The 12265-nt window shown below is 56.7% G+C and carries 12 protein-coding genes; 4 read left to right on the top strand and 8 right to left on the bottom strand.

The window, feature by feature from the left end; genetic code table 11:
* Positions 1-223 precede the first annotated feature (223 nt).
* From MSL71_RS25445 to MSL71_RS25435, 3 genes are all read left to right on the top strand, one after another.
* Positions 224-826 carry a Maf family protein gene (locus MSL71_RS25445; RefSeq protein WP_180147047.1) on the top strand — a complete coding sequence of 201 codons (603 nt, stop codon included), beginning with the start codon at positions 224-226 and terminating at the stop codon, positions 824-826.
* Positions 827-832: 6 nt separating this feature from the next.
* A complete protein-coding gene (locus tag MSL71_RS25440) occupies positions 833-1528 on the top strand; it encodes a YggS family pyridoxal phosphate-dependent enzyme (RefSeq protein ID WP_180147044.1) in 696 nt (231 codons plus the stop codon).
* A gap of 198 nt (positions 1529-1726) precedes the next feature.
* Entirely contained in the window at positions 1727-2278 is a 552-nt protein-coding gene (locus MSL71_RS25435) for an epoxyqueuosine reductase QueH (RefSeq protein ID WP_180147041.1), read from the top strand.
* A gap of 105 nt (positions 2279-2383) precedes the next feature.
* On the opposite strand, the gene MSL71_RS25430 is transcribed toward MSL71_RS25435, so the two are convergent.
* The 8 genes from MSL71_RS25430 to MSL71_RS25395 form a co-directional block, all read right to left on the bottom strand.
* Positions 2384-4681, bottom strand: a complete 2298-nt coding sequence (locus tag MSL71_RS25430; RefSeq protein WP_180147037.1) for a GspE/PulE family protein — start codon at positions 4679-4681, stop codon at positions 2384-2386.
* 327 nt (positions 4682-5008) lie between these two features.
* A complete protein-coding gene (locus MSL71_RS25425; protein ID WP_180147034.1) occupies positions 5009-5215 on the bottom strand; it encodes a hypothetical protein in 207 nt (68 codons plus the stop codon).
* Positions 5216-5336: 121 nt separating this feature from the next.
* Complete coding sequence (locus MSL71_RS25420; protein ID WP_180147031.1) at positions 5337-7211, bottom strand: ABC-F family ATP-binding cassette domain-containing protein; 1875 nt, start codon at positions 7209-7211, stop codon at positions 5337-5339.
* A gap of 214 nt (positions 7212-7425) precedes the next feature.
* Complete coding sequence (locus MSL71_RS25415) at positions 7426-7863, bottom strand: MaoC family dehydratase (protein WP_180147028.1); 438 nt, start codon at positions 7861-7863, stop codon at positions 7426-7428.
* 91 nt (positions 7864-7954) lie between these two features.
* Positions 7955-9070: a class III poly(R)-hydroxyalkanoic acid synthase subunit PhaC gene (gene phaC, locus MSL71_RS25410; RefSeq protein ID WP_246317953.1), complete on the bottom strand. Its 1116-nt coding sequence runs from the start codon at positions 9068-9070 to the stop codon at positions 7955-7957.
* 12 nt (positions 9071-9082) lie between these two features.
* Positions 9083-10243, bottom strand: coding sequence for a poly(R)-hydroxyalkanoic acid synthase subunit PhaE (locus MSL71_RS25405; protein WP_180147025.1), 1161 nt, complete (start codon positions 10241-10243; stop codon positions 9083-9085).
* Positions 10244-10636: 393 nt separating this feature from the next.
* Positions 10637-11020 (bottom strand): hypothetical protein, encoded by a 384-nt coding sequence (locus tag MSL71_RS25400; protein WP_180147022.1) that lies wholly within the window; start codon positions 11018-11020, stop codon positions 10637-10639.
* A gap of 134 nt (positions 11021-11154) precedes the next feature.
* Positions 11155-11898 carry a LysM peptidoglycan-binding domain-containing protein gene (locus MSL71_RS25395; RefSeq protein WP_180147020.1) on the bottom strand — a complete coding sequence of 248 codons (744 nt, stop codon included), beginning with the start codon at positions 11896-11898 and terminating at the stop codon, positions 11155-11157.
* A gap of 77 nt (positions 11899-11975) precedes the next feature.
* Here MSL71_RS25395 and MSL71_RS25390 point away from each other — a divergent pair, with 77 nt between their 5' ends.
* Positions 11976-12230 (top strand): cytoplasmic protein, encoded by a 255-nt coding sequence (locus MSL71_RS25390; RefSeq protein ID WP_180147017.1) that lies wholly within the window; start codon positions 11976-11978, stop codon positions 12228-12230.
* The last annotated feature ends 35 nt before the right edge of the window (positions 12231-12265 follow it).

Here is a 12265-nt window from a genome sequence, read left to right as displayed (position 1 = left end):
ATAAAAATGGCCCTGTTCGACGTGTGTCGAAAGGACTGTATCTCTTTACTCGATTTTTTTTTGAATGGCAACCGACAATTTGGGGCTGAAGGATTTTAAGCTCCTTCGTAGCCTGAAAGGGGAAAGAAGCGCCCCGGCCCCATGATGGCAAGGGGATGCGGCCACGCCGCTTATTTTACGGTGCGCCTTGCAACCCGGATTTATTTCTGCTACAACCCCCGAAATGAAAGAAAATCAACATATTGATACCCAACGACTTGTCCTTGCATCCCAGTCTCCCCGACGGAAAGATCTCCTTGAAGAAGCCGGAGTCCTTATAGATATCCTCCCCAGCTGTGCCGATGAAGTCCTCCCGGAAGGGGTGGCGCCTTCGGGCTGCGCCATGGCCCTGGCCCGGCTCAAGGCGCGGGACGTCGCCGAAACCCATCCCGAACGATGGGTCCTGGGGGCCGATACCATCGTGGTGGTGGACGACACGATTCTCGGCAAGCCTGACTCAGCAGACGACGCGCGGCGCATGCTGTCCCTTTTGTCCGGGCGCAGCCATCAGGTGTGCACCGGGTTCTGCCTGATCAACAAGGCCCTTGAGCGGGAAATCTGTGACGTTGTGATCACCGAGGTCACCTTCAAAGCGCTGTCCGAAGCCGAGATAAGCTGGTATATTGGCACGGATGAGCCCTTTGACAAGGCCGGTGCCTATGGAATCCAGGGCAAAGGAGCCTCCCTGGTCAGGGAGATCAAGGGTTCGTACACCAACGTGGTGGGACTGCCCGTCTGCGAAGTGGTGGAACATTTAAAGGACATCGATCTGGTGGAGTTCAGATAGCACGAGATGAAAGATCGCATTGAACGTATTGAAAAGCAGATAAGAGAAGCCGCCGAAAAGGCCGGACGCAACCCCGACGAGATCCGACTCGTTGCCGTCAGCAAAATCAAACCCGCGGAGATGGTCAGAGAAGCCAGGGACGCCGGTCAGACAATCTTCGGCGAGAACTACATCCAGGAAGCCGTTGCCAAAATCGAGGAGGTCGGAGACGACAGCATCGAATGGCACTTCATCGGCCACCTCCAGAGCAAAAAGTCGAAGTACGCGGCCGGGGTATTTACCCTGATCCACTCGGTGGACAGCCTGAAGCTGGCCAAAGAAATCAACAAACAGGCGGCCAAAAAAGAAGTGGTTCAGCCCATCCTGATCCAGGTCAACACCAGCGGCGAAGAGAGCAAGTCCGGCACCACGGCCGAGGAGGTCATTGAGCTGGTCCGAGAGGTGGCCAGCCTGGAGAACGTTGCCATCAAAGGCCTCATGACCATGCCCGCCTTTTTTGACGATCCGGAAGGGGCCCGGCCCTATTTCCGCCAGTTACGGCTCATCAAAGACCGTATTGAGGCCCTGGGCATTCCCGGCGTGGAGATGAAGGAACTCTCCATGGGCATGAGCGGGGACTTTGAGGTCGCCATCGAAGAGGGCGCCACCCTGGTGCGTGTGGGAACGGCCATCTTCGGCGCGCGGGACTATTCTGCCAAGTAAGACCATGTCGCCTCCGGCGACCCTGCCGGGGGCCAGACGTTTGAAACGTTGATGACTTGAGTTTGACAAACAGGTCTTGAAAACGTCTCGGAGCCGCCGAAAGGTATCGGCAAACCGACTGTATTAACGTATGGAACAACCCAAAAGTCTTTGCGGAGCTGCTCTCAAAAAGCGCCCCGCAGGAGGCACTGAGCGACCATGAAAATTTTGATGCACACATGCTGCGGCCCCTGCGCCATCTACCCGACACGGGTGCTTCGCGAAGCAGGCCACACCTTGATGGGCTTTTTTTACCGCCACAACATCCACCCCTTCACCGAGTGTATGAAGCGTGAAGAGGCCATGCAGCAGTTTGCCGAATCCTGTGATTTAAGGATGATCTACCAGGAGGGATACGAACTGGAGGCCTTTCTCCGGGGCGCCGCCTTCCGGGAACAGGACCGCTGCAGGGTCTGCTACCACGACCGCCTCCGGGCCACGGCCCTGCTTGCCAAACGCGGCAAGTTTGAAGCATTCACCTCCACCCTTCTCTACAGCCGTCACCAGAACCACGAACTGATCCGAAGCATCGGCGAGTCACTGGGCAGGCAGGTTGGCGTAAAATTCTACTATGAGGATTTTCGCCCGGGCTGGAAGGAGGGCATCGACACCTCCAAAGAGATGGGCTTGTACCGGCAGCAGTACTGCGGATGCATCTACAGCGAAAAAGACCGGTATGCGAAAGAGATAAAATATGGGGCTAAAGGCTAAAGGCTAAAGGCTAAAGGCTAAAGGGATTTAGCGCCTCCACACACTCGGGGCAATAAAAAAGGGCGACCTCCCGGTCGCCCTTCACTATTCACTATTCACCACTCACTACTTAATACACACCTTCCTCACCTGCAACAGGTCACAATACCCCTGGAAAATCTTGGCAATGCCATCCTGCTTCAGGCTGGTCATACCGTCACGGACGGCCTGGTCACGCAGCTCCTCCATGCGGGCGCTGGTCTGGATCAGCTTGCGCATCTCATCGGTGCCTTCCAGGAGTTCATGGATACCCATACGGCCCCGATAGCCTGTGTTGCTGCACTTATCGCAGCCTTTGGGGCGATGCAGCATCAGGTCATCCGAATAGGGAATATTCAAAAACTGATCGAACTCCTCCTGGCTGCCGAACTCCCTGACCAGCTCATCGTACTCGTCACGGCTGGGGTGGTACTCCTCCTTGCAGTCCTTGCACAGGGTCCGCACCAGGCGCTGGGCCAGGATACAGAGGATGGCGTCGGCAAAGTTGAATGGGTCCATGCCCATGTCGAGGAGACGGGTGATACTTTCGGGGGCGCTGTTGGTGTGAAGTGTGGAGAAAACAAGGTGGCCTGTAAGGGAGGCCTCGATGCCGATGTGGGTGGTCTCCCGATCACGCATCTCCCCCACCATGATGACGTCGGGGTCGGCCCGGAGAAAGGCCCGCATGGCCGCAGCAAAGTCAAAGCCGATCTTCTGCTGCACCTGGACCTGCCTGAGGCCTTTCTGGGTGATCTCCACAGGGTCCTCGGCCGTCCAGATCTTTCGTTCCTCGTCGTTGATCTTGGCAAGGGCGGAGTGGAGGGTGGTGGTCTTGCCGGAGCCCGTGGGGCCGCAAACAAAGATAATACCGTAAGGCTTGTTGATCATCTCCACGAATTTATCGAAGTTCCGGTCGGAAAAGCGCATGTCCTCCAAGGGAATGGGCTCTCCGGCCGCCAGGATCCTCAGCACCACATCTTCCATGCCGCCCTGGGTGGGCACGGTGGCCACACGAAGCTCCACGTCAAGGCCGCCGTAACGCTTGAACTTGATCTTGCCATCCTGGGGCTTGCGGCGCTCGGCGATGTCCAGATCGCACATGATCTTGAGGCGCGATACGATGGCATTCCGGTACTGGTAGGGAATGGTCTGGTAGACCGAGCAGGCGCCGTCGGTACGGAACCGAACCTTGGTGTTCTCCTTGCCTGGATAGGGCTCGATATGAATATCCGAAACACCCCGGTTGTAGGCGTCGATGATGATCTTGTTCACCAGCTGGACCACCACGCTGCTCTCTTCGCTCAGGCCGCTTTCGGCCTCTTCGATCTCATCTTCTTCATCGGCCAGCTGGGAGATGATCTCGTCAATGGACGACTGCTGCTTTTCGTCCTGGGTAAACAGGGTGATGTAGTTAAGGATATCCTCCCGAAAGGAGATAAAGGGTTCCAGCTCCCTGCCCGGAAAAAGCACGCGAATCTGCCCCATCTTCTGGGCATCGTGGGGGTCGTCCACGATGATAACCACCTTATCCCCCTCGGACCTCAGGGGCACCCAGTGGTTGTTGCGCATAAAGGGTACCTTCAGGTCCTCTAAGAGCTCTCCGGGGATGGGCATGCTGCTGTTGTACTCCACAAAGGGGGCCTTGTAGTAGCGGCTCAGGGCCTCGCCCACGTCACCTTTGGGAATGTTAAACCGGGAGAGGAGTACCTTCTCCACCGTCTCGCCGGTCTCCCTGGCCATCCGTTCGGCCTGGGACAGCTCCTTCTGGGTCATGATGTGATTTTCCAGGAGGTAGTCGAACTTGCTCTTCTTGTTTCGCGCCGCACGCTTCTGGTTGTACAGGGCGATCCCGATGATCTTGGCGATCTCCTGGAGGTTCTCTTCGTCCTGTGCGGTAAAGACATCCCCCTGCTTGCGGTTCATGAGCTGAACAGCGCCGAGGAGGTAAGTTTTGTAGAGGATGGGAACCACCAGCATCTGCCGGGTCACAAAGCCTGTCCTGCGGTCCCAGCTGGAATCAAAGGTGATGCTCGGGTCGATGGCGGCCAGCTCCTGGTTGTCGTGGACATCCTTGATGTTCAGGAGACTCTTTTTAAGGACACTGTAGCCGGCGATGCTGGAGGTGGTGATGGACAGGCGGATCTCGTCGATCTCCGTGCCGGTCTTGAACCGGGAGACGATCTCCCGTTTGACCCCGTCCACGTAGTAGATGGTGATGCGTTCGGCTTCAAAGAGGGACTTTATCTCATCTTTGAGATGAATGATGATGTCGTCCAGGTTCACCGCAGCGTAAATTTTGTTGCAGATGTCCTGAAGACGGGTACGGTAGGTCACTTCCTGCTGAAGGTTTTCGACTTCGCTCACCCCGTTGGTCGCTCCGCTCACAGCCCACTCCTTTGCTAATCACCGCATGGGCGACCCTGTAAGGGCCCTCGCAACGGAAAAGGGGACGGCACTTGGGGGGGGTCGCCATCGACATGAAAATCTATGATTTGGTGGATGAAGGTTCGTACCGTTTTTTTATGGGGACCGATCCGGTGTCTTAGGTGTCCCTGATCCCGGATGCAGGGTATCGGCGGGATGGTATCGCCCTCATTTCACATGATTTTCCATGTGACGCCGGTACGAACAACTCGTTTAAGGTTAATGCAAACCTTGGAAGATATAAACCTTTTTTATTTTTCGCGCATCCTTACCCTTCACAGGACCGGGTCAGGAATCTTCGTCTGTATTTCCCTTGAGCTTCTGGATGCCGCCGCCCATAAGAAGGATACTGATGAGATAAAAACAGAATTTCATCAGCAGGACCGTCCCGCCGGACAGCTCCCGGATTTCCTGAATTTGCCGCGCTTTGGATGGAATGGTAAAAAACATGGCCAGCCCCATCAGCAGCAGCATGGCACCCCAGACTTTTTTCATCGCCTCTCCCCCTTATCGTCTCCACTCAGATACCCGCCGGACGGCCCTTTCGGGCCCGACACCGAACGCGTTGACAAAGGCCCCTGTCACGCAGCCCCCCGCAACCTCTTGACGCACCAGTTTACACAGCGCCGCCGAGTTCTTCAAGCTCCGCGTTGAACGATGCCTCCAAACGGTCCAGCTCATCGGACAGGGTTTCAAGGACCTCAAACCCCTCGTCGATGACGGCGTTGTGATGGTGCAACTCCTTGGACAAAGAGGTAATCCGGGCCGAATCACCGCCCTGGGTGGCCTCCAGGAGAGCCTCGTTGATCCGGTCGATCTCTTTTTCACTGGCGTCGATGGCCTCCTCGGCAGCGGTCATCTTCTTTCGCAGGGGGGCCGTCTCTTTGTTTCGCCGTGAGATGATGGCGGAACGCAACTTGCGGCTCTCCTTTTTTCCCACGGATTTCTTGGGGGCCGATGCCTCTGCCTCATCCATGGCAAGGGTTTCCGATACGGTGCCTTCGGGCTCATCGCCCCAGCCCACTTTATTGAGAAACTCGGCGTAGGTGCCATCAAACACCTCCACCCCGCCGTTGCGGAACACCACCAGGCGGGTGGCCACCGCGTGGAGAAACATCTCGTTATGGGTAACCATCACCACCGTGCCGTCGAAGTTGTCCACGGCAGCCATAAGACTGTCGCAGGACTCCATGTCCAGGTGGTTGGTGGGTTCGTCCAGAAACAGAAGGTTCAAGGGGGTCACCAGGAGCTTGCCGAGCATCACCCGGCTCTTCTCCCCGCCGGAGAGCACCGAACACTTTTTCAGGGCCTTGTCCCCTTCAAACATCATGGCCCCGCAGATATTTCTCGCCTGTTGGCGTTCCACATCGGGGTGGGCGTAGAGGATCTCTTCTTCCACGGTGCGCATGGGGTTGATGCTGCTGACGTTGGTCTGCTCGTAAAACCCGGGGGCTGCCGAGGGGTGATGGGTGATGGTACCGGTTTTGGGCGCCAGTTCCCCTGCAAGAAGCTTCAGCAGAGTGGTCTTGCCCCGACCGTTCTGCCCCACCACGCAGATGCGATCCCTTGCCCCCAGGGTAAGGGAAAAGTCGCGGATCAGCTCCGGCCCACCGTCGTACCCGAAGGAGAGGTTCTCAGCCGTATAGAGCTGCTTGCCCTTGATGGGGCAGCTTCGAAAACTGAACCCCAGGGTATCCAGGGAAGCCAGCTTGTCTTTTTTCTCCATTTTGTTCAGGGTCTTCACACGGGACTGCACCATGTTGGCAAGGCGCGCCTTGGCCCGGAACCGGGAGATGAAAAGCTCCATCTCTTTGCGCTTTTTCTCATCGTTGAGGCGGGTCTTCTCGTAGATCTCCTCTTCCTGGGCGATCTGGGTGTAGCAGGCCTCGGTGTTGCCCGTGACCTTTCTGGCCCGTCCCCTGTGGATCCCCACGGTATGGCTCACCACACGGTCCATGAATCCCCGGTCGTGGGTGATAAGAAGCAACTCACGGGGCCAGGCCCTCAAAAAGCCCTCAATCCAGCGAATAGAGGTGATATCCAGGTAGTTGGTGGGTTCGTCGAGGAGCAGCAGGTCCGGGTCGGAGACCAGCACGCGGGCCAGGTTCAGGCGCACCTGGAACCCTCCGGAAAACGATCCGGGATGTTTTCCCATGGCTTCCTGGGAGAACCCCAGGCCCGCCAGGATCTTCTCCACCTTCCAAAGCTGGTCTGCCTCGTGCTCGGGCAACCCGAGGGCTGCTTCCGCAAGGACCGTCTCTTCGGTAAAGCGGATGTGCTGCGTTACGTAACCGAGGCGATAGTTTTTCGGAATGGTCACCTGGCCCGAATCGGGCTCTTCCTCCCCGGTAATCAGTCGAAAAAGGGTGGTTTTTCCATGGCCGTTACGGCCCACCAGCCCCACACGTTCCCGTGTGTTGACCTTGAAGCTGACGTCATCAAAGAGTTGCTGCCCACCATAACTTTTGGTGATATTTTCGAGGTTGACCATCGTTGTCCCAAAATTGCCTTTCGTTCCGGTTGATTCCAACGCTTCCGCAGAAAATATGCGGGTTATATCGGAGGGCTGTTCCCTTGTCAACGCCGGGGCCGATTCCCAATGTTCCGTGAAACCTCCCGATGACGCAAAAAAGCCCCCGGTTCCCCTGTGTTAAGTCTTGGGGTACCGGGGGCTCTCATGGACACCGGCCTGTGGCGGTAATCCGTCAGGAGGCCTTTGCCGCTCTTTTTTTCATGGGACTCATCAGGGCGGTCCCCGTGATCACCACGGTGCCGTCCTGATTGGTGCAGACCGTTTCAAGGATCACGCGGTTCTTCTCGGCCATCACCTCCACCACCTCGGCCCGCGCCGTGATGGTATCGCCGATGTACACCGGCGCCGTGAACTTGAGTTCCTGGCTCAGGTAGACGGCCCCGGGGCCCGGCAGGTGCGTTCCCAGCACATTGGAGATAAGACCGGCCGACAGCATGCCGTGGGCGATGCGCCTCTTGAAAAACGTCCCGCTGGCATAATGCTCGTTCACGTGGGCCGGGTTAAAATCCCCCGTCACCCCGGCAAAGGTGTAGACATCCGATTCAGAGATGGTCTTGGCCACCTCGGCGTGATCCCCCACGGCTATGTCATCGATGCTTTTCCCGTTCATGCCCTCTCCTTGTTCGCCTTACCGGTTCACCTCAGGCAAGGGGCTCCCCGAGGGAGAGCCGCCTTGGCGGGACTTTTCGGACCTTGACGTGTCAGGTTGCAGACGCCCAGGCAGACAAGCCTCGTCCGGTCTCCCGGTCGGCCAGCCACTGGATAATCTCCGGCGCAAACTCCTTCTGGGACCTGGAGCTCACGTAGATGCCGATGTGCCCGGTGTCGATGCAGAGATCCCGGGCATCCCGGCTTCCCACGGCACTGATCAACCGATTGCAGGCCTCCGGAGGCACGAGGTGGTCCTTCTTTCCGTAGATGTTGAGAAGGGGCATGGTGATGTTTCTTAAATCCACGGTCTTGCCCCCCAGGACCATCTTGTTCTGGATCAACAGGTTTTTCTGGTAGCAGTCCGTAATAAACTGACGGAAGGTGGCCCCGGGGACATCGGGGCTGTCGAAAATCCATTTTTCCATCCGCACGAAGTTCTCGACAAAATCCCTGTCCCCCATGTTCCTGGCAAAGTTGTTGTACTTATCCAGCATGAGACGGGCCGGATTCAGCAGGAGAAACCCCAGGTTCATGACATCCGCCGGCATGTTCCCCCAGGCGCCGATGAGCTTGTCCACGTCCAGTTCCCTCATCCAGCTGTGGAGAAACCCGGCATCGGTGTCGAAATTTGTGGGGGTGACGGTGGTAATGAGGCTGTTGACTTTTTCAGGGTGAAGCGCCGCATACATGGTGCTGAAGGTCCCCCCCATGCAGATCCCCATCAGGTTCAGGGCGGAGAGTTCCTCCCTTTCCAGCACCACGTCAACAATCTTGTCCATGTACCCGTTCACATGATCGTCGATGGTGAGGTGCTGGTCCTTGCGGGTGGGGTAACCCCAGTCCACCATGTAAACGTCCAGGCCGCTCTCAAGGAAGATCTCCAGAACACTGCGTCCCGGCTGAAGATCCAGCATGGTTTCCCGGTTGATCAAGGCATACACCACCAGCAGGGGCCGCTGAAAAGCCTTCCTCTTGGTCTGTGCACGGTAGTGTTTCAGCTTCACGCGGTCGATCTCAAACACCACCTCAAAGGGTGTATCGGCAATGGTCGTGTCGAGCTCCGACTCAAAAACCTCCATCCCCCGGCGTGCTCTGTCCAGGCTGTCGGTACCGTACGCCATCAACGAGGTGAACGCATCCACCACAGGGTTTGCCATACCTTCCATGGAAGCGCCCTCCTATGGGGTTTTCCCGGCTGGTTTCGCCGTTGGTTTTGTCGGTTTTGAGGCCTTGTCCGGACTTTTCGCCGTCACAGGCGCAGACGGTTTCCCGGCGGGAGTCGCAGTGCGGGGCGTCTCTCCGGGCTTGGCCTGGGCCGACGGCGCCTTGGCCGTCTTTGCAGCCTCTTTTGGCTTCACGGCCGCTTTCGGGGCAGGCTTGGCCGTCTTGGGGGCAGCTTTGGGCTTCGCCGCTTTTTTGGGGGCAGGCTGGGGGGCTTTCGCAGCCTGGGCCAGTGCCTCCACGGAGTTTTCAAGGGATGAAAGCGTTTTTTTGATGCTGTAAAGGTCCCTGTAGAGATCGTCCAGATCGTTTTCCGACGGAACACCCATCAGTTTCAAAAAATCGCTGATGAAATTCTGGCGAGCCATGTTGAACTCTCCCATGGCCGAGACCAGGCGTTTCAGAAGCCCCAGGTACTCTTCGGAACCGTACAGGGTGAAATAGCCCTGCTCCAGCTCCTTGAGCCATGTTTCGTAAACCGATTCAGGGGTCAGGGTGCGACGCTGCTCGTCGGTGAGCCCCTCAATGGTGACCTGCACCATGCGCATGGACTGCTCCAGGGGGGAGAACATGAGAAACATATACTCGCCCAGGGTCAACAGAAACTGGTTTCCCTTCTCCACCACTTCAACAACCTTCTCCTGGTAATTTCGCGAAAGCCCCAGGGGAGGAATGGAGATGAACCGGTTCATCTCACCGGACATCATCTTGAACATCTCTTTAAAGGTGCCTTTTCCGCTGAACATATCCGGAACGCCCATGCCGAAGGCCTGCTGCCCCCATCCCATGGTTGGTCCGAATCCATCGCCCATGGAGACAAAATTCTCCCAGCCGCTCTTGGCCATTTTCTCAAACTGCTTGAAGCCCTCTTCCCTTACCTTCTCGAACTGACCGGTAAAGGTCTCCGGCGTACACGACTCCTGAAACTGTTTCCATGCGTCCAGGGCGGGCTCCCAGGGTTCCCAGGGGTTGTACTCACCGGCACCCGCGCCGCCTGCGCCAGACTCCTGGCCGGGCCAGGTAAACCCCGCCATGCCTTCCCAAAATCGCGTTGAATTCCTGACCACCGCATCCATGAACTGAGAGGGATCCATTCCTTTTGAATCTTTACGGGTCATGTCCTTTTCCTTCTTTCGTTATGCAATCAGGTTAACGTACAGAGACCAAGCAAAGGAAACAGCCCAGCCGAACAGAAAGGCTCGGGCTCTCCTGTGTTCATCGTTGGGCGTGGCAATGACGGATTGTGTGGCTGAAACTCGTAAAACACCTGCCTGTAAAGGTCAGGAGGTTGCCGGGGCCGGGAATGGGAAAAGTAAGGAAGGGGAGCAACTATGGGTTCGAATCGGCGAAGCATCCCCGGGAACCTGTGCACCGTTTATACCACTAAATACAGGAGCCCTGTCCATAAGGCCCGCATATCAATTTTTCGTGAAAATCTCCCAGACAAGGGACATCACGGGACATTCCCCCGAAAAAAGCGGGAAAATCCTTCGGGAAATCATCACATCCCGCTACCGATCGCTGCGAAGACCCTTGTCCGACGCAGGGTGGCAGGTGCGGAGCGTCTCTTCAAGAAAATGAAGCTCTTCCGACGTAAACACTTGTTTGGTTCGACAATATTCTGACGGGCGGGTGGCCCCGGGGCGGGGGGAGGGGTCGGCGGCGAGTTTTTCGACCTGCTTTAAGGCGTCGTCCATCACTTTGATCAACGCCTGCTGCCGTCCCTCGTCGAGGGGATTGGAAGCATGGACCGTGTAGGCTTTACGGCCCCCTGACAGGCGGGCCGACCTCTCCCCGTCGTTTTCCGGGCACGCCGGATCCAATTCGTTGATGAGACGCTGGCACGTGTCCATCAACGCATGAAACCGACGGGAGAGAAGGGTTGTATCATCCATGTCGTGCGACTTGTCCATCAGTCCCTGGCCTTGGTTTGGGGTCAACCGGCTGTTTGGTATGGAACGGAAAAACTGACAACTGCAATTCTAATGAAACCGGGTACAGGCGAAGAAGTGTTCGATTTTATGTCGTATCACTTAACCCGTAATCGCTGACCGACATAGATACGGGTTTTGTCTTTCAGGCCGTTCAGACGGATCAGTTCACGCTCGGAGATGTGATATCTCTTGCTGATCCTGTAAAGTGTCTCGCCTTTCTTTACGACGTGATACGAAGAGCGCGATGAAACAACGGGCCTGGCGGGCAGGGCCCTTTTTTCTACTTTTACTACGTTATCTTTCGTTTTGACGGGATTGTCAACCCTTTTTTCATGGCGTTCCAAACGCTTAGCAACCCCCACAACAAGGGATTGGAGCCCGCGCATCTGCTGCTTCAGGGTAGCGATCTCCCCCGGGTCACCCTGGGCCCCTTCGGCCAGGAGGCTTTCAAGCTTGAGAAGCCGGGCATCCAGCTCCCTGACCTGTGCGGCCAGCGCCTCTGAAGCCCCGCCAGACGCCACGGGCCCTGCGCCTTCCCCGCCGCTGCGGGATACCAGAAAAATCGAACCGATAAGACACAAGAGGCCTACACATACCAGGCCCGCTGTTTTCAACGAAATAGACTTAACCATCACTTCCCCGATCGATCTGAACATTCTTCGCCCTTCACCAAGCATCAATCCATTGCCGCACATCATCATTATTTTGGGCACCATGCCTCTTTGGGCTGGCATTTTGGCAAGGCCCCCGGTTATGATAAATATGTAGCACAGCACCGGCCTCAAACCCAGTTGAAAAGGGAAGAGAGAGCCGATCCGCAGGCCCGGACCGACACGCATCTTTTATTCTGCCCCTCCGGACCCCGGGTAACGAGACATGAAAAACCAGACAACCCATCAGGAGCAACGGCTTCACCATGAGCAAGCATACGTACCGTTTTGTTGAAGAATACACCGGAATCGCCATGTATGGATGGGATCTCGAAGGAGATCTCGACACCCTTAAATACTACCTTCAGAAGTTTTCCGATGACTCGTTCCTTGATCTGATCATGAAAAAGCTGGACCAGGAAGACCGCGACGCCATCTACAGCCTCCTGACGTCCCTTCTGAAAAAACACCTCACCGAACCGGAGTACCACCGCCATTTCCTCAAAGACGGCACCCATTGACACCGGTCGGCTGCCGCCGACAAGCCCGTCAATCA

The organism is Desulfoluna butyratoxydans (genome assembly GCF_900699765.1).
GTDB lineage: Bacteria > Desulfobacterota > Desulfobacteria > Desulfobacterales > Desulfolunaceae > Desulfoluna > Desulfoluna butyratoxydans.
The sequence above is the reverse complement of the archived record's forward strand: the minus strand, read 5'-3'. Positions and strand labels throughout refer to the sequence as shown.

What these genes read in the sequence shown, in the direction of transcription:
- MSL71_RS25390 (WP_180147017.1), top strand. Translation starts at nt 11,976, where the DNA reads ATGAGCAAGCATACGTACCGTTTTGTTGAAGAATACACCGGAATCGCC.
- MSL71_RS25420 (WP_180147031.1), bottom strand. Translation starts at nt 7,211, where the DNA reads ATGGTCAACCTCGAAAATATCACCAAAAGTTATGGTGGGCAGCAACTC.
- MSL71_RS25435 (WP_180147041.1), top strand. Translation starts at nt 1,727, where the DNA reads ATGAAAATTTTGATGCACACATGCTGCGGCCCCTGCGCCATCTACCCG.
- MSL71_RS25440 (WP_180147044.1), top strand. Translation starts at nt 833, where the DNA reads ATGAAAGATCGCATTGAACGTATTGAAAAGCAGATAAGAGAAGCCGCC.
- MSL71_RS25445 (WP_180147047.1), top strand. Translation starts at nt 224, where the DNA reads ATGAAAGAAAATCAACATATTGATACCCAACGACTTGTCCTTGCATCC.
- phaC (WP_246317953.1), bottom strand. Translation starts at nt 9,070, where the DNA reads ATGGAAGGTATGGCAAACCCTGTGGTGGATGCGTTCACCTCGTTGATG.
- MSL71_RS25400 (WP_180147022.1), bottom strand. Translation starts at nt 11,020, where the DNA reads ATGGATGATACAACCCTTCTCTCCCGTCGGTTTCATGCGTTGATGGAC.
- MSL71_RS25405 (WP_180147025.1), bottom strand. Translation starts at nt 10,243, where the DNA reads ATGACCCGTAAAGATTCAAAAGGAATGGATCCCTCTCAGTTCATGGAT.
- MSL71_RS25395 (WP_180147020.1), bottom strand. Translation starts at nt 11,898, where the DNA reads ATGCGTGTCGGTCCGGGCCTGCGGATCGGCTCTCTCTTCCCTTTTCAA.
- MSL71_RS25415 (WP_180147028.1), bottom strand. Translation starts at nt 7,863, where the DNA reads ATGAACGGGAAAAGCATCGATGACATAGCCGTGGGGGATCACGCCGAG.
- MSL71_RS25425 (WP_180147034.1), bottom strand. Translation starts at nt 5,215, where the DNA reads ATGAAAAAAGTCTGGGGTGCCATGCTGCTGCTGATGGGGCTGGCCATG.